The sequence below is a fragment of the Streptomyces sp. NPDC058371 genome, from assembly GCF_042723265.1.
Classification (GTDB): Bacteria; Actinomycetota; Actinomycetes; order Streptomycetales; family Streptomycetaceae; genus Streptomyces.
In genome coordinates, this window is sequence record NZ_JBHXJC010000001.1 from 1084362 (window position 1) to 1100315 (window position 15954).

Genomic DNA, 15954 nt, shown 5'->3' on the forward strand with positions numbered 1-15954 from the left:
CGGCGCCGCCGGGGCGCCCGATTCCTGGCCCCCGGGTCGTCCCACCGCGCTCCGCCGTCCGCCTTAAGGGGAATCTCAGACGGAAGCGCTAATCCTGTGGGCACGATGACTGCTTTCCGACCCGACGCCGGGTCCGCCGCCGCTCCGCTCGCCCGCTTCGACGGCACCGCCGTGCGGGTGCTCGTGGTCGACGACGAACCCCGTCTCACCGAGGTGCTCTGCGGTGTGCTCGTCCATGAGGGGTTCGACGCGCGGCCCGCGACCGACCGGGCCTCGGCCCTCCGCGCCGCACGGCAGTTCCGCCCGGACGCGGTGCTGCTCGACGTCATGCTGCCGGACGGCGACGGTATCAGCGTCCTGCGCGATCTGCGGGCCGAACTCCCGCTGGTGCGCGTGCTGTTCCTCACCGCCCGGGACACGGCCGACGACCGGATCGCGGGTCTCCGCTCGGGCCGCGACGACTACGTCGCCAAGCCGCTCAGCCTGGAGGAGGTCAGCGCCCGGCTGCACGGACTGCTGCGCACCTCCGGCACCGACCGCCGGGACGCGAACCGCGGGCGGCTGACCGTCGGCGACCTGATACTCGACGAGGAGGCGCACGCCGTCGCCCGGGACGGACAGGCCATCGACCTGTCTCCCACCGAGTACGAGTTGCTGCACCTGCTGATGCGTCACCCGCGGCGCGTCCTCAGCAAGAGCGTGATCCTGGAGTCGGTCTGGTCCCGCGACTACGGCCGGCACGCCCAGGTCGTCGAGCTGTACATCTCGTACCTGCGCAAGAAGGTCGATGTCGGCCGCGCCCCGATGATCCACACGGTGCGCGGCTGCGGCTACGTCCTCAAACCGGCCGTCGCGTGAGTCGTGCCCGGCGGTGGATGCTTGCCCGCCCGGCCCCTACTGCGTCGGGCGGGAGTGCAGGAAGTCGATCAGAAGGCCCATCACCTGCCGGGACGACCAGGGCAGTACCGCCTCCTGATCGCCGAGGAAGGCCATGTCGCCGTGCCCTGCGCCCTGGACCACGTAGCGCGTGCTGTCCGCCCCGGCCTCGCGCAGCGCGTTGTGCAGGGTCAGCGTCTGACTCGGCGAGATGAGATGGTCGTCGGTCCCGTGGAACAGCAGGAACGGGGGAGTCGAGGCACTGATGTACGTGGCCGGGTCGGCGCGGGTCGTGGCGCCGGGATCGTCGGCGAGTGCGGTGCCGCTGTTCCGGCCGAAGACGTACCAGGCGATGCTGTTGTCCGCGCCGCGGAAGAACTCCTGGGTCTCGTCGTCGAAGTCCGCCGCGATGGCGCTGAGATCGCCGGCACCGAACATGTCGACCACGGCCGCCACCTCGCTGCTCCGGTCGAGGTGGTCGCCGCTGTCGAACCGGGAGAGGCCGTTGGTCACACCCACCATCGCGGCGAGATAGCCGCCGGCCGACTCGCCCCACACCGCGATCCGGCCGGCGTCGATCCCGTACTCGTCGGCGTGGGCGCGCAGATGACGGATCCCCGACTTCACATCCGCGACGCCGTCGGTCCAGACGGCCCCCTGCAGCGTGGTGCGGTACTCGACACTGGCCACCGCGAAACCCGCCTCGGCCACGTTCCGCCGTCGCGCGTCCGGGCTGTCCTTCGCCGCGACCAGGAACGCCCCACCCGGGACGTGGACGACCACCGGCAGGGCGGCGTCGGCGGATTTCGGCAGCAACAGGTCCATTTTCAGGGCGAGGACGGTGCCGTCGGCGAGAGTGCGCTCGGCGAAGGTGATGTCACGCCGTTCGCCCAGCTCGACCCGGCCGTTCTTCATCTGGGCGGCCGCGTCGACGTCGATCACGATGCTCGTGCTGGTGTCGGAGGGCGCGACGGTGCTCGCCACGCGGAACGGCACCGGCCCCGTCATCCCTGGTGCCGACGGCAGCGCGGGCCCCTCATCGGTGGGAAGCGGACGTGCCTTCGGGGTCGGCCGATGCTCGGACGTGCTCAACTCACTCACTCTTCACGGGCTTTGATGGCCGGTGGTCGGCCGGTGGTCAGTCGGTGCCGGCAGGTGGTCGGCCGGTGGTCAGTCGGCGTCGGCAGGTCGTCGGCCGACGGTCAGTCGGTGTAGAAGAGCCGGGCCGGTGAATCGACCAGGATCTGGTGGCGGTCGGCCTCGTCGGGGGCCCAGTCGGCCAGCAGGTTCAGCAGTTCGCCGGTGTCCCGCCGGCCGTCGATCAGATGAGGCCAGTCCGAGCCCCACAGCAGCCGGTCGGGTCGGGCCGCCACCAGCGCCCGGCCCAGGGGCTCGACGGTGGACAGCGGCCGGTCCTTGGCGATGCGGTAGGGGCCGGACAGTTTGATGTAGCAGCTTCCGCCGTCGAGTACCCGTACCAGGCGGTCGAAGTCGGCCTGCGTCAGCCCGTCCGACTCCTTCATGTAGCCCATGTGGTCGATGACGAAGGTGTCTTCGAGGTCGCCGAGGAAGGGCAGCAGATCTCGTACGACGGTGCCGGGTGTGTAGAACTGGAGGTGCCAGCCGCGCGGTCGGGCACGGTCCGCCATCCTGCGGACGTAGGCGATGATGTCGGCGGTCGGCCAGGACTCCCGGGCGAACAGGTCGAGACGGATCGCCCGCACCCCCAGCTCGTGGAAGGCGTCGAGTTCCCGGTCCGGGGTGTCCTCCTCGATGCGGACGACTCCTCGGCAGCGCGGCCCGATGTTCTTCAGGACGTCGGCCAGCAGGCTGTTGTCGGTGCCGTAGTAGGTCGGCTGTACGAGGACCATGCGCTCGATGCCGAGCCACTCGGTCATCCGCAGATACTGCTGGAGGCTGCCGTCGGGGAACGAGTACAGCGGGTCGGGCACGGGCGGGTAGCCCGTCTCGAAGACATGGAAGTGCGTGTCGCAGCTGTTCGGCGGGACCTGGAAGCGTGGCAGCGTGTTGCTCTCGGCGACTCGCATGGGCAGCGGCTTGGGGAGTTCTGGGGACACTTTTCTTCCTGACTCTCGGAGGGGTCTACCGGTCGTGGGGGGCGAGCGCCCGCTCGGCGTGTGCCCGGGCGCCCTCGAAGAGCAGCGCCGTGTCGGTGCCGGTGATACGCAGGGAGCACACGCCGAGTGGCACGAGCGAGTCGAGGAGGGCCCGGTCGCCGATGCCGCCGAGGACCATGAGCTTGCCGTGCTTGCGGCACGCGTCCGCCAGCGTCCGGACGGCCTCGCGGACGCGGGGGTCGTCGTACTGGCCCGGCACACCCAGCTCCGCGGTGAAGTCGTTCGCACCCAGCGCGAGCATGTCCACGCCGTCCAGGGCGGCGATCGCCTCCGCGTTGGCGATGCCGGCCGGCGTCTCCAGCAGGATCTGCACGATCGTCGCGTCGTCGAGCGCGGGGTTCAACTCCCGTGCGGGCGTGGGACGCAGGCCCAGCTGGGGCACCATGTTCGTCTGGGAGCGCTGCCCGCGCGGGGCGAAACGGCAGGCGCGGGCGACATCGCGGGCCTGCTCGACCGTCTCGATGCGGGGCGCGATGATCCCGTGGGCGCCACCGTCGAGAACCCGGCCGATCATGCCGTACTCGCGCTCGGGGACGCGGACCAGCGCGGTGACCCCGAGGCTGTCGGCGGCGGCGCACAGCTGGGCGGCGACATCGGTGGACATGGTGGAGTGTTCGAGGTCGACCATGATGCCGTGGTGTCCGGTGGAGCGGGCGATGTGGACGATGTCCATGGTGCGGCTGGTGCGCACGGTCAGCATCAGGGTGGGTTCACCGGCGTGCAGACGCTCCAGGAACCGGCTGGAATGCGGAAGTTGAGACATGGGGGGAGTCGCTTTCGGGTCAGGCCGCCGCGGAGACGGAGCCGTAGGCGGGATAGGGCTCGTCGTCCAGGCCCGGGACGGTGACGGCGAGGGGGTCGTTGCCGTGGTCGATGAGCTGCTGGGCGGCGTAGTCGGTGACCGCGCCGGACAGCAGCTGACGCGGGTCCTCCATCACCAGGCGCAGCCTGGTGACGAGGGTGAACCAGTCCTTGGGCGAGCGGATGCGCGGCTGCTCGGTGATGACCTCGTCGGCCCGGCTGACGGTCCGGGCCGCCCCCGGGTGGCCGGGGCGGTCGTCCCCGGGAGAGAACGCCGGATAGCCGTCGAACATGGCCCTGCCGAGTTCCACCGTCACCCTGGTGCCCGCCCACAGCTGACGCAGGACCGGTTCGAGTGCGGCGACCTCCGTCAGGTCTCCGTCGACGGGAGTGGCGAACCCGGGGGCGTGCGGGGCGATGTAGAGGCGGTCCAGCGGCAGCGTGTGCCGGGAGGCGGCCAGCACGGTGCCGGCGACCCCGTTCGTGCGCCAGGTCACGCCGGCGGTGGGGCGTCCGATCTGCCCGACGACGACCACCATGGTGCGGGCCCAGTCGATGCCCTGCCGGTCGCACCACGCGATGAGCCGGTGGGCGTTGTCCATCCCGACCAGGAAGAAGGTGGCGACCATGATCCGGTTGAAGGACACCGGAAGGTCCGGGTGGCCGTCCTCGAGATACTCCTCGCGCAGCGTCCGGTGACTGAGCCAGGACGGGTCGGCCAGGGCGCGTACGAGATGGCGCTCGGTGACCGCGCACGCGTAGTCGACCATCGTCGCGATGGCCTCCTCCCGCCCCCGGTGGGCGACGGCCGCGATCCGGTCACGCCACAGCGTGGTGCTGTTGGCTGCCCGCGAGCGCCGCACCTGCCGCAGCAGGTGTTCGGCGTCGGCCCGCCAGACTCCGCCCGGATCGTGCTGGTAGAGCTCGACGAGGGACGCCAGCGCCGTGCCCAGGTGCGAGACGGCGGCCAGCTCCTTGAAGCCGCGATTGCTGAGGCGGTACGGCAGCACGGTCGGCGGTCGCCCGCCCCCGGGATACAGCGCCATGTCGGCGCCGGTCACCACCAGGAGGGGGTCGTGCGCGTGCGCCCGGGCCGCCGCCGCGCGCAGGTGGGCGCCGATCGACTGGGGTCCTGCGGTGTACGCGGTGAACAGGTCGATGAGTTCGGGGCTCTCGTGCTCTGACATGGAGCTCTCTCTTTCACAACGGCAAGGGCCGGCACGGCGGCGGGGTGACGGTGCGGTTCGGACGAGCCGAAGGGCGTCAGTCCGTGAACCGGTAGACGCGGCTCTCCGCGGCGAATCGCAGGTCGGCCGCAAGGGCGTTGGTCTGCACGATCAGCGGACCCGAGGGGCTGTCCAGTACGACCGCGTCGGTGCCGCCGGTGGTGGGGAACTCGTCGACCACGTCCAGCCGGTCCCCGTCCCACCAGTAGACCTGCGACATCAGCGCGGCCGTGGGATCGGCCGGCGTGCCGACGATGAAGTTGACCCGGATCAGATACAGCCCACGGTCGGTGCGTACGACGGCGAGTTCCCGCGCGCCCGCCCCGGTGAGCTTCTGGTGCTCCACGAACCGCTCGCCCGCCGGATCCCAGCGCAGCAGCTGCGATCCGTCGTCGATACAGGCCACCGCCAGATACGTAACGCCATCGCCGGGGTCGGTGAAGGTGGCGAACGCCCGGCCGCGCGCCGACGCGAGCTCCTGGTGCGCGACGAACCGCGCCCCGTCCCAGCGGTAGAGGACGCTGGGCCCGGCGTGGTCGGCGTGCGCGAGCATCGTGTGGCCGCCCACGGTGAACGCGCGCCAGTTGTACGCCCATTGCGAGGGGATGTCCTGGAAGTGCACGAAGCGCGTGCCGTCCCAGACATAGATGACGGAGGGCCGGTTCCGGTCGGCGGTTTCCGGCACCGCGACGCCCTGCGCCAGCGCGAGGAAGTGCCGGCCCTCGACGGTGAAGTGCCGCCACTGCTTCGCGGCGAAGGCGTCGAAGGCCTGGAACGGCACGAACCGTGCCCCGTCCCATTCGTGCACCATGGACGCGACCGTGAAGTCGTAGGGTCCGGCGCCGCCGCGGATGCTGGCCACCGCGAGGAACGCCCGGCCCCCGATGGTGAAGAACTCGGCGTCCTCACCGCCCGGCGCGGGCAGCGCCCCCCACGGCTCGAACCGGTCGCCGAACCGGCGCAGCAACAACAGTTCGGTCTCGCTGTCGCCGCCGTTCATATGGGCGGCCCGCCCCGGGATGTCGTACGCCAGCTGGGGAATCGCGAGCAGCTCCAGGCCGCCCACCCGGATGGGTTGCGCGGCCCGGGCGCCGGAGGCCGGGATGGTCTGGATCGGGGTCAGATATGTGCTGGTCATGGCGGCCTTCCGGGGTCAGCGGGGGTTCTTCTGATCGGCGTCGCCGTCGGCGCGCACTTCGACGGGTTCGGGGGCGGCGCCGAAGAACAGCCGGCCCATGTCGGGGTCGGCGAGCAGCGCGTCGGCGGCGCCCGTGTGCAGGACGCGGCCGCCCTCCATGACGACGGCATGGTCGGCGAGGGTGAGGCCGAACCGTACGTTCTGCTCGACCATCAGGACCGTCACCCCCGCCTGCCGGAGGGTGGTGACCGAGTCGGCAAGCTGCTTGCGGGCCTTGGGATCGAGGCCGAGGGTCGGCTCGTCGAGCAGGACGGCCCGGGGACTGAGCATCAGGGCGCGCGCGAACTCCACGATGCGCCGCTGACCCCCGGACAGGGAGGCGGCCTTGTCGTCGGCGCGCTCGGCGATCAGCGGGTACAGCTCGGCGATCTCGGTGTAGCGACGCCGGTTGCGCTCGCGTTCCCGGCGGTTGACGTACGCGCCGAGCATGACGTTCTCACGCACCGAGAGGGACGGGAACAGCCCGTGGTGCTGGGGCACTTGGACCACACCGCGGCGCAGGATCTGCGCGGGGGAGCGTCCGCCGATCTCCTCGCCCCCGAGCAGCACCTGTCCGCCGCGGGGACGCAGCAGCCCGCTGCACACCTTCAGGACCGTGGACTTGCCCGCCCCGTTGGGGCCGACGATGCAGGTGATCGCGGATTCGGCGGCGGTGAAGCCGACGCCCCGCAGGATGTCGCCGGCGCGGCCGTACCCGGCCACCAGGTTGCTGAAGGTGATCATGCGGTGGCTCCCGTGGTCGCCGGGTCGTTGCCCGGGCCCGGCGCATGGTCGCCGAGGTAGGCGTCGAGTACGGCCGGGTCGTGCTCGATCACTCCGGGCGGCCCGCTCGCGATGACCCGTCCCTGGGCCAGGACGTGGATGTGGTCGCACAGCGACAGCACCAGCGGCATGTTGTGCTCGACGACCACCACGGTCGTACCGGCTTCGTTGAGCTTGCGGACGATGCCACCGAGCCGGTCCACGAGAGTCGGGTTGATGCCGGCGGCCGGTTCGTCGAGCAGCAGGATCTCCGGCTCCAGCATCAGCGCCTGGGCCAGCTCGATGAGTTTCTGCTGGCCGTACGACAGCCCGCCCGCGCGGTGTTCCGCGTACGCGTCCATGCCGACGAAGTCGAGCCACTCGTGGGCCCGCGCCGCCTCCTTGCCGCTGATCGCCGACGCGGTCAGCCCCGACGCGGAGAACGAGCGGCTGGGCACGGCGAGGTTCTCCACCGCGGTGAGCTGCGGGAAGACCCGGGTGGCCTGGAAGGTGCGGGCCAGGCCCGCGTGCGCCCGCTGCCAGCGCGGCCGGCGGTCGAGACGACGCTCGCCGAGATGGATGCTCCCGCCGTCGGCGGCGAGACTGCCGTCCAGGAGGTTGAACACCGTGGTCTTTCCCGACCCGTTGGGCCCGATGAGCCCGGTGACCGAGCCGCGCTCGACGGTGAAGGAGCAGCCGTCGACCGCCCGTACGCCGCCGAACGACTTGCCCAGGTCCGCCACCCTCAGCAGCGGCACGTCCGCCGTCCCGGGAACGCGGTTGCGGACCAGGGCGGCCGGGGGCAGCCGGTCGGGGACGGCCGTCAGCCGGGAACCGGCCGTCGCCTGTGGATCCGTCCGGCGCCGCCGGGCCAGCCACGCCCCGGCCTCGGTGAGCACGCCCTTGGGGAAGAACAGCACGATCGCGGCGAGCAGCGCCCCGTAGATGATCAGACGCCACGAACCGGCGTCGGGCCCGCTGAGGTTCTGGTTGGTGAACTGGTTCAGCGGCTCCAGGAGGAAGGCGCCCAGCACCGGCCCCCACAGCGTGCCCACCCCACCGAGGTGTGCGGCGAGCACGATCTGCATGGCGATGACGATGTCGAACATCGACGCCGGTTCGAGGAACGCGATGTAGTACGCGTAGACGCCGCCCGCCACACCGATCGGGAAGGCGCTCGCCGCGAAGGCGAACATCTTGTAGCGGTCGGTGCGTACGCCGATGCCGTCGGCCTTGGACTCGTCGTCGCGGATCGCCATCAGCCCGATGCCGAACTTCGAGCGCCGGATCGCCCACGATCCCCACACGGTGAGCGCCAGCAGCACCAACAGGTAGTAGTAGAAAGGCCAGTTGAGGTACGCGCGGTCCCAGGTCGGCAGCGGCAGGGCCAGTCCGTGGTTGCCGTTGGTGAGCGACGACCAGTTGGACACCAGCAACGCCGTGAACTCGAGGAAGGCGAAGCTGATGATGACGAAGGCGATGCCCCGCGTCCGCCGGCCGACCAGACCGAGGACGACCGCCGCGGCCGCCGCGACGACGCCGCCCAGAGGAGCCGCCAGCAACGGGGAGATGCCGGTGTGGAGGGAGACCAGGGCGGTGGTGTAGGCACCGACGCCGAGGAAGGCGCTCTGCCCCAGCGAGACGTATCCCGCGTAGCCGGAGATGATGTTCCAGCCGGACGCCATGACGGCCAGCAGAAACGCCATGATCGCCATGTTCTGCAGATACGCGTTGTCGTTGACGAGCGGCAGCACGGCCAGCGCGACGGCGGCGAGGCCGATCCCCCACGCGCGGAGCCGTCGGCTGTCGAACGCCCTCAGCCGGTCGAAGTCGTACGCCCGCAGGCGGTTGATGGTCATGCGCGGCTCATGTCCTCTCGCAGCCGGGCGCCGAGCAGGCCCTGCGGGCGGGCGACGAGCACCAGGATGATGGCCAGGTACGGGACCGCGGCGGCCCAGTCGGGCGCGACGTAGGTCGAGGTCAGGGACTCGGCGAGGGCGATCAGCAGCGCGCCGAGGACACTGCCGGGCAGACTGCCCATCCCGCCGAGCACGATGATCGAGAGCATCAGCCCGATCCAGTGGTCGGCCGAGCTCGGCATGAACGGGTACAGGACGCTCAGCAGCGTCCCGCCGGCCCCGGCCGCCGCCACACCGAGCGCGTACGCGGCCGCCCAGGCGGAGCGGACCTCGATGCCGATGAGCCGCGCGCCCTCCGAACTGGCGGCGGTGGCCTGGATGGACCTGCCCAGCCAGGTGTGCCGCAGCAGCAGATACAGCCCGGTCAGCACCACCGCCGCGACCAGGCAGGCGTACACCTGCGCCTGGGGAAAGCGCAGCCCCAGCACCGAGAAGGACCGGTTGGCGTAGCCAGGGGTGACCGACCGCGGCTCGTTGCCCCAGACCAGTGCGATCACGCCCTTGGTGACGAGCGTCAGACCGAAGGTCGTCACCAGCGCCATCGACGGATCCGTGGTCCGCGAGCGCTCGATGAAGATGTAGTACGTCGCCCAGCCCACGACGAGCAGACAGGGCGTCGTGATGAGCACCAGGAGCAGCGGGTCGAGCCCGGTCGCGTCCCACAGCGTGTACGTGAGATAGGCGCTGAGAATGAGCATGCCGCCCTGGGCGAGGTTGACCACCTTCATCACGCCGAAGATCAGGTTCATGCCGGAGGCGACGAGCGCGTACACGCCACCGACGAGAAGCCCCAGGATCAGCGTCTGCAGCAACCGGCTCACGACGACCACCCGGGCTTCGGGTTGACCGCCTTGTCGACGGTCTGCTGGCTCGCCGGGGCGACGAACTCGAACTTCCCGCTCTGCCACTGCGCGAGCAGCATGTTGCCGTCCGGCACCCCGCGCTTGTCCCACTTCAGGGGGCCGACGATCGTCTGCACGGTGTGCGTGTGCAGCCAGTCGGCGAGCTTGTCCTGGTCCAGGCTGCCCACCGCCTTGACCGCGGCCGCCAGCACCTGGCCCGCCGTGTACGCGTTGGCCGCGTCGTCACCAGGAGCCGAACCGTAGGCCTTCGTGTACGCCTGCACGAACGCGGAGTTGCCCGGGTAGTCGGCCTTCGGGCTCCAGGCCGCGGTCGTGAAGATGCCCTCGGTGTTCTTGGCGCCGATTGCCTTCGGATAGGACTGGATGAGGCTCGGGGCGTTGGTCTGGAACATCATCTTGGGGCTGAACTGCTGCTTCTGCAGCGCCTTGACGAACCCCGCACCGTCGTTGGCGGCGACCGCGCCGTGAATGATCAGGTCCGGCTTCGCCCGCGCGACGGCACTGGCGATGGAGTCGAAGTTGACCGTGTCCGGGGCGTACTTCTCGCTGTAGACCGACTTCACACCGAGCTTGCCCAGCTCCTTGCGGAACTCGTTGATCGTGACGTCGGTGTTGGGGTCGTCCTGCGTGGGATACGCGGCAGTCTTCGGCCGCTGATCGGCCGGCAGCGACTTGATGTACTGCACGAACTGCTCCGGCAGGTCCAGCGAGGTGCTGGGCTGTGCGAAGAAGAGGTAGTCGTAGCCGCGGGTGAAGATCTCCTCGGCGCCGCCCGAGGGCTCGACGTAGAGCATCTTGTTGCGCTCGGCGACGGCGGAGGCGGGCAGGTTGAGCTTGGACGAAAAGGTCCCGAGAAGCAGGTCGGAGTGTTCCTGGCTGATGAGCCGGTTGTAGTTCGTGACGACGGTGTTCTGGTCGAAGCCGTCGTCCAGCACCTTCAGCTCGGCCTTGCGGCCCAGCAGACCGCCGTCCTTGTTGAGCTGGCCGAGCCACACCTTGTAGCCCTCGTAGGCGGGCTTGGAGGCATCGGCCACCGGGCCCGACAGGGGCAGCGAGGCACCTATCTTGATCGCGCCGCTGCCCGAGCCGGACCTCGACCCCGAGCCGCACGCGGTGGCGAGCAGCAGCACTGCCGCCGCCGTCGCGCTGAGCAGGGCTGGGTACCGTCCGCTTCGACCGATTCCTGGCATGACATTCACCTCGGGTTGGTGATCGTGATGGCGGTTCAGGGCGACAGCCCCTCGATCCGCCGCCGAGCGCGTGACCCGGCGGGGGCGGAGGGCGGCGCCCCGGAGCGGTGACGGCTCGTCGATGACGGCTCCGGAGGCACCGTTGGCGCTGGTCCCTGGCGCGTGGAACGTCTTCCCGGACGCCTGGCGCGCCCGGGTGCTGGGTGGTGGCGGTCAGGGTGCTCACGAGCACCCTGCTCTTGATGTGCAATGTATACATTGCACATCAAGACTCGACAAGGGAGCGGACCGGGAGCGCGGCAGAAAGTTTCTACCGGCGGGTAGGGCTGTGGGGCGGCTGTGCGGGCGGGCGGGCCTGGCCTTGGACGCGGGGACGCGGGTGGCGCGGAGGCGATGTGTCCGGCCTCGGGGTGCGGAGGTGGTCCGGCCCGGGGTGCAGAGCGGTCCGGCCTGGGGATGCGGAGGCGGTATGTCCGGCCCGGGGGTGCGGGCGGGGCGCCGAGGCGGGCTGCCGGCTCCAAAATGCGGGCGCGAGCGCGGAGGCAGGCCGGCACTGTCGGTCCCGCTGCCGGACGCGGAGAGAGGCCCCCGCTCTCGGCCCCGCTCTCGGCCCCGCTGTCGGGCGGGGTCGAGTGGGCGTGGGGCAGAGAGCGGGGGCGGGGGAGCGGGTGGATCGTGGGTCAGGTCAGCGGTGACCGTCGCCGTACATCGCCGCCGCTTCCCGTACGTGATCGGCCGCCGCGGCCTCCGCACGCTCCGGGTCGCCGTCGATGATGGCGCTCACGATCGCGTCGTGCTGCCGGGGTGTCAGGTCTCTGCGCCGGTTGATGTTGCTCAGGCTGACGATGGCGAAGCGGGCCCAGATGCGGTCGAGCGCGGCCTCGAGGAGCGGGTTGCCCGACAGGCGGGCCAGCATCATGTGGAAGTCGAGATTCGCCCGCCAGGCCCCTGCCGGGTCGCCGGCCTCGGCCTGCTCCTCCACGCGGTGCGAGGCGTCCTTGAGCCCGCTGAGCTGTGCGGGTGACAGCTGCCCGTCCCGCTGTGCGGTGGCCGCGAGCTTGGCGGCCAGTGCGTCCAGGGCGCCGTGCAGTTGTGTGGCGTGCAGCATCTCCTGCGGGGAGAGGGAGCTGACCACCACGCCCCGGCCCGTCGAGGCCACCAGACCGTCGCTCTGCAGCCGGCGCAGTGCCTCGCGCACGGGGGTCCGGCTCATGCCGAGGTCCTCGCAGATGCCCAGCTCGGTGAGCCGGTCGCCAGGGGTGTAGTGCCCGTCCATCAGCCGCTCGCGCAGCCGGCGGTAGGCGAGTTCGGCCTGGTTGTGCATCCCTGGACGCTCTTCGGAACGGTCGCCGGATGAAAGCATGTACAACGTATACATTGCATTCAGCGCCCAGTGCAATGCCTGCCCTGCCTCGTGTCGGGATGGTACGCCCGCGGTGTGGGCCCGGGGAGTGGGGGCGGGGCCCGGCTCGGGAGTGGGGTAACGGGTGCGGTGGCGGTGTATCGGCTCGGGATCCCGCGGGCCGGCGGACTGTTCCGGACCCGGCGGACTGTTCCGGACTCGGTGGACCGTTCTGACCCGCGGACGGCTCGGGATCCGACGTCACGGCTTCGGGGGACGGGTCGTCTCCTCCGCCCGTAGGAGGTCCCGTCCTGACTTGCCGGTGACCAGGCGTTGCCCAACGCCCGCCGCAGTCAAGGCACTTCACCCGCTTGTCCAACGAACCGTGGGGTACCCGGGAACCTCTGCACACGGCGACGGAGGGGAATCGGATCATGACTGCACGGGGGACGGACCACGCATCGGGGCTCGGTGACCTGGAACCCGGCACCAGGCAGCGGGCTCAACTCCGCTCCCGTATCGGGGACATCGCCTGGACCGCGCTCTGCGTCGTCCTGCTGCTCTGGGGAGTCTGGAGCGCGGTCGGTGTGGTGAGGGGAGCGACCGCGTGGGCGTACTGCGCGGTGGCCTGGGTGCTGCTGGCCGTGGCCCTGGGGCTGCGCGTCGTGGCGGCCCGGCGCAGGACACGGATCTAACGACACGGATCCAAGACGAGGGCGTAGGACGAGGATCCAAGACGAGGAGGCACCGTCGTGGAACGACTCAACACCTTCCTGGCCAAGCACCTCTGGCTTCAGGTCGTGCTGTCCGCGCTCGCCGCCACCGCCGCCATTCTGTTGATCGATCCGGGCAGGTCCTCGGTGGCGGTCCTGCTGCGGGTCGCGGTCACGTCGATCGGTGCGGTGATCGTGCTGATCGTGTTGCGGCGCAAGGAGAAGCGTGCCGCCGGGGGTTCGGCGACCGGCCTGGTCTCGCTGGACCGGAAGCTGCGCCTGGGTGAGGTGCCCACGGAATCCGCGGAGCGGGAGGCCATGCGCGAGCTGGTAGAGCAGCGGCTGCACCGCTCGCGTCACCGTGTTGCCGCGACCGTCTTCCTCGTACTTCTCTTCGGATCCGTCGTGGCGCTGACGGCGACGACGTCCGGCCTGCGTCAGACGCTCGGATTCGCCCTGTTCTCCGTGGTCTTCCTCGGCTGGTCGATCGCCAACGGCAACCTGCAGCATCGACGCCTGCGGGCCATGCGCGACGAACTGGGTGGCGCTCCCGCCGAGTCGCGAGCGGGAACCGCGTCCGCCGTCTCCCGCGACTGAGATCACCGCCGCTCCCGCGCCCCCTCCGTGCCCACCGGCGCGCGCTCGTCGAGAAGGCCCTCGCCCCGCAGGTCGTCCCACAGCCGCGCCGGTACGTCGGCCTCCAACGCTTCGACGTTGCGGCGTACCTCCTCGGCGGACCGCATGCCGACCACGATGCCCGCGACCGCGGGGTGCAGCAGCGGGAACGCCATCGCCACCTGCGGAACCGTCACGCCGTGGGCCTCGCAGATGTCGGCGATGCGGTGCACCCGGCGCAGCAGTTCGGGCGAGGCCGGGGCGTAGTCGAAGCGGGCACCCGCGGTGGGGCGGGGGGTGGCGAGCAGCCCGGAGTTGAAGATCGAGACCGCGAGCACCGAGACACCGCGCTCGGTGCACAGGGGGAGCAGGTCGTCGAGGGCGCTGTGGTCCAGCAGGGTGTAGCGGCCGGAGAGCATCACCGCGTCGACGTCGGTCTCGCGGACCAGCCGGGTCAGCTTGCCGGGGTGGTACATGCCCGCCCCGACGGCGCCCACCACACCCTGCGAACGGAGCTCGTCGAGCGCCGGGTACCCCTCGTTCAGAGCGACTTCGAAGTGCTCCTCCGCGTCGTGCAGGAACAGGATGTCGATGCGGTCGGCACCCGTGCGCTTCAGCGAATCCTCGACGCTGCGCAGCACCCCGTCGCGCGAGAAGTCCCACACCCGGCGGTGCGTCGCCGGCACCTCGAAGCTCTCGTCCTTGCGTCCTGCCGCGTCCTGTGGCACGAGCAGCCGGCCGACCTTGGTGGACAGGGTGAACTCCGCGCGGGGCTTCCCGCGGAGCAGCTCGCCGATACGGCGCTCGGAGTGCCCGATCCCGTAGTGCGGCGAGGTGTCGAAGTAGCGGATTCCCGCCGCCCAGGCGGTGGCCAGCGCCTCCGCCGCGGTCGCGTCGTCCAGGGGAGCGAAGAGACCGCCGAGTGGCCCACCCCCGAAACCGAGCTCCGTCACGTCGACCGTGCTGTTTCCGAGTCGATGGGTCTTCATTCGCTCCTCTTCGCGAGCTCCGGGGGCAACGCGCACGCCAACGCGCACGTCATTGTGGCGTGCCCCTGCCACTCGGCCCACTCGTTTTCGGACCGTGCGAGAGCGCTCCGGCAGCCGGATTGAGCATATTGAACGCAAACGATCGATACGATTGTGGGCGTACAGTGAGCACACGGGATCACGCTCCGCGTCCCCCGTCGTTCGTCCGTCCGGCCTTGCCCCAGGGGGAGCCCATGCGACTGCATGTCGACCAGCGTCATGAGCGGGTGCTCGAACTCGTCCGGGAGCGAGGCAGCCTCCGGGTCGCCGACCTCGCGGCCGAACTCGGCGTGTCCGCAGTGACCTTGCGGCGCGACGTGGAGACCCTCGCCGCGCAGGGCCGGGTGCACCGGCTGCACGGCGCGGTGGTGTGGCCCGGGGACACCGCCGCCGAGCCGGCGCCCCGCCGCGAGTCCGCCGAGGGTGCCGTGATCGGAATGATCGTGCCGACCACGACCAATATCTTCGCGGACATCGTCCGGGGGGCGCGCGAGACCATCGGGGCTCAGGGTGGCCGCCTGGTCCTCGGCATGACCGGATACGTGGACTCGGAGGATCCCGTCCAGGCGGAACACCTGATCGCGGGTGGCGCGGAGGGGCTCCTCGTCGCGCCGAGCTGGTTCGGTGGCGTACCCGTCGACGGGCAGGAGAAATGGCTGGTCGACTGCGAGGTGCCGACCGTTCTGGTCGAGCGTTCCGCCCCGGCCGGCAACCCCGCGGCGGTCCTGGACCGGGTCCGCACCGACCGGGCGCACGGGGCGGCGGTCGCCGTGGGCCACTTCGCGGCGCTGGGCCACCGGCGGATCACCGCCGTGCTCCAGGAGGGCCCGCACGCCACACAGATCTCGGCGGGCTATCTGGCGGCCGTACAGTCTCTCGGTCTCGAGGTCGCCGCCGGCGCCCCCGCGACCCGTGAACACGGGGACTACGAGGCCACGATCGACTATCTCGTCGACGCCGTGCGCAAGCGCGGGGTGACCGCGGCGCTGGTGCACAGCGACGAGGACGCCATCGTGCTGGTGCCGAAACTCCAGGCCAGCGGCATCCGGGTGCCCGACGACCTCGCGCTCATCGCGTACGACGACGAGGTGGCCGGCCTCTCGGACGTGCCGCTCACCGCCGTCGCCCCGCCCACTCGCTGGGTGGGGGAGCTGGCCGCCGAGTTGCTGCTGCAGCGACTCGCGGAGCGCAGGAACGGTCTGCCCCCGGCGCCCCGTCAACATCTCGAACTGCTCCCCGAGTTGAGGGTGCGTTCGTCCTGCGGTGGCGAGACCTCCGCGACATGAGCGTTGTGCGATCGTTTT

Annotated in this window: 15 protein-coding genes; 4 read left to right on the forward strand and 11 right to left on the reverse strand. The window is 70.8% G+C overall.

The window, feature by feature from the left end; all coding sequences use genetic code 11:
• Positions 1 to 105 precede the first annotated feature (105 nt).
• On the forward strand, positions 106 to 858 hold the full coding sequence (locus ACFWM2_RS04675; RefSeq protein WP_383272957.1) for a response regulator transcription factor: 753 nt from the start codon (positions 106 to 108) through the stop codon (positions 856 to 858).
• Positions 859 to 894: 36 nt separating this feature from the next.
• On the opposite strand, the gene ACFWM2_RS04680 is transcribed toward ACFWM2_RS04675, so the two are convergent.
• From ACFWM2_RS04680 to ACFWM2_RS04725, 10 genes are all read right to left on the reverse strand, one after another.
• A complete protein-coding gene (locus ACFWM2_RS04680) occupies positions 895 to 1860 on the reverse strand; it encodes an alpha/beta hydrolase fold domain-containing protein (RefSeq protein ID WP_383272959.1) in 966 nt (321 codons plus the stop codon).
• Positions 1861 to 2078: 218 nt separating this feature from the next.
• Entirely contained in the window at positions 2079 to 2954 is an 876-nt protein-coding gene (locus ACFWM2_RS04685; protein WP_383272961.1) for an amidohydrolase family protein, read from the reverse strand.
• A gap of 25 nt (positions 2955 to 2979) precedes the next feature.
• Positions 2980 to 3777: an HpcH/HpaI aldolase/citrate lyase family protein gene (locus ACFWM2_RS04690; RefSeq protein WP_383272963.1), complete on the reverse strand. Its 798-nt coding sequence runs from the start codon at positions 3775 to 3777 to the stop codon at positions 2980 to 2982.
• Between the two features lie 19 nt (positions 3778 to 3796).
• A complete protein-coding gene (locus ACFWM2_RS04695; RefSeq protein WP_383272965.1) occupies positions 3797 to 5002 on the reverse strand; it encodes a DUF5624 domain-containing protein in 1206 nt (401 codons plus the stop codon).
• Between the two features lie 76 nt (positions 5003 to 5078).
• Entirely contained in the window at positions 5079 to 6179 is a 1101-nt protein-coding gene (locus ACFWM2_RS04700) for a hypothetical protein (RefSeq protein ID WP_383272967.1), read from the reverse strand.
• Positions 6180 to 6194: 15 nt separating this feature from the next.
• Complete coding sequence (locus ACFWM2_RS04705) at positions 6195 to 6962, reverse strand: ABC transporter ATP-binding protein (RefSeq protein WP_383272969.1); 768 nt, start codon at positions 6960 to 6962, stop codon at positions 6195 to 6197.
• The gene (locus ACFWM2_RS04710; RefSeq protein ID WP_383272971.1) at positions 6959 to 8839 is read right to left on the reverse strand and encodes an ATP-binding cassette domain-containing protein; all 1881 of its coding nucleotides are present in this window, start codon (positions 8837 to 8839) and stop codon (positions 6959 to 6961) included. Before ACFWM2_RS04710 ends, ACFWM2_RS04705 begins: the two co-directional genes overlap by 4 nt.
• Complete coding sequence (locus tag ACFWM2_RS04715; protein WP_383272973.1) at positions 8836 to 9720, reverse strand: branched-chain amino acid ABC transporter permease; 885 nt, start codon at positions 9718 to 9720, stop codon at positions 8836 to 8838. Before ACFWM2_RS04715 ends, ACFWM2_RS04710 begins: the two co-directional genes overlap by 4 nt.
• Complete coding sequence (locus tag ACFWM2_RS04720) at positions 9717 to 10952, reverse strand: amino acid ABC transporter substrate-binding protein (protein WP_383272975.1); 1236 nt, start codon at positions 10950 to 10952, stop codon at positions 9717 to 9719. Before ACFWM2_RS04720 ends, ACFWM2_RS04715 begins: the two co-directional genes overlap by 4 nt.
• A 685-nt stretch (positions 10953 to 11637) precedes the next feature.
• The gene (locus ACFWM2_RS04725; RefSeq protein WP_383272976.1) at positions 11638 to 12276 is read right to left on the reverse strand and encodes a GntR family transcriptional regulator; all 639 of its coding nucleotides are present in this window, start codon (positions 12274 to 12276) and stop codon (positions 11638 to 11640) included.
• 452 nt (positions 12277 to 12728) lie between these two features.
• Here ACFWM2_RS04725 and ACFWM2_RS04730 point away from each other — a divergent pair, with 452 nt between their 5' ends.
• Both ACFWM2_RS04730 and ACFWM2_RS04735 read left to right on the forward strand, forming a co-directional pair.
• Positions 12729 to 12989, forward strand: coding sequence for a hypothetical protein (locus ACFWM2_RS04730; protein ID WP_383272978.1), 261 nt, complete (start codon positions 12729 to 12731; stop codon positions 12987 to 12989).
• Positions 12990 to 13046: 57 nt separating this feature from the next.
• A complete protein-coding gene (locus ACFWM2_RS04735) occupies positions 13047 to 13604 on the forward strand; it encodes a hypothetical protein (protein ID WP_383272981.1) in 558 nt (185 codons plus the stop codon).
• A gap of 2 nt (positions 13605 to 13606) precedes the next feature.
• On the opposite strand, the gene ACFWM2_RS04740 is transcribed toward ACFWM2_RS04735, so the two are convergent.
• Entirely contained in the window at positions 13607 to 14611 is a 1005-nt protein-coding gene (locus ACFWM2_RS04740) for an aldo/keto reductase (protein ID WP_383272983.1), read from the reverse strand.
• Between the two features lie 233 nt (positions 14612 to 14844).
• On the opposite strand from ACFWM2_RS04740, the gene ACFWM2_RS04745 reads away from it, so the two are divergent.
• Positions 14845 to 15936: a substrate-binding domain-containing protein gene (locus ACFWM2_RS04745; protein WP_383272985.1), complete on the forward strand. Its 1092-nt coding sequence runs from the start codon at positions 14845 to 14847 to the stop codon at positions 15934 to 15936.
• Positions 15937 to 15954: the final 18 nt, after the last annotated feature.

What these genes read in the sequence shown, in the direction of transcription:
- ACFWM2_RS04675 (WP_383272957.1), top strand. Translation starts at nt 106, where the DNA reads ATGACTGCTTTCCGACCCGACGCCGGGTCCGCCGCCGCTCCGCTCGCC.
- ACFWM2_RS04690 (WP_383272963.1), bottom strand. Translation starts at nt 3,777, where the DNA reads ATGTCTCAACTTCCGCATTCCAGCCGGTTCCTGGAGCGTCTGCACGCC.
- ACFWM2_RS04695 (WP_383272965.1), bottom strand. Translation starts at nt 5,002, where the DNA reads ATGTCAGAGCACGAGAGCCCCGAACTCATCGACCTGTTCACCGCGTAC.
- ACFWM2_RS04700 (WP_383272967.1), bottom strand. Translation starts at nt 6,179, where the DNA reads ATGACCAGCACATATCTGACCCCGATCCAGACCATCCCGGCCTCCGGC.
- ACFWM2_RS04705 (WP_383272969.1), bottom strand. Translation starts at nt 6,962, where the DNA reads ATGATCACCTTCAGCAACCTGGTGGCCGGGTACGGCCGCGCCGGCGAC.
- ACFWM2_RS04710 (WP_383272971.1), bottom strand. Translation starts at nt 8,839, where the DNA reads ATGACCATCAACCGCCTGCGGGCGTACGACTTCGACCGGCTGAGGGCG.
- ACFWM2_RS04720 (WP_383272975.1), bottom strand. Translation starts at nt 10,952, where the DNA reads ATGCCAGGAATCGGTCGAAGCGGACGGTACCCAGCCCTGCTCAGCGCG.
- ACFWM2_RS04725 (WP_383272976.1), bottom strand. Translation starts at nt 12,276, where the DNA reads ATGCACAACCAGGCCGAACTCGCCTACCGCCGGCTGCGCGAGCGGCTG.
- ACFWM2_RS04730 (WP_383272978.1), top strand. Translation starts at nt 12,729, where the DNA reads ATGACTGCACGGGGGACGGACCACGCATCGGGGCTCGGTGACCTGGAA.
- ACFWM2_RS04740 (WP_383272983.1), bottom strand. Translation starts at nt 14,611, where the DNA reads ATGAAGACCCATCGACTCGGAAACAGCACGGTCGACGTGACGGAGCTC.
- ACFWM2_RS04745 (WP_383272985.1), top strand. Translation starts at nt 14,845, where the DNA reads ATGCGACTGCATGTCGACCAGCGTCATGAGCGGGTGCTCGAACTCGTC.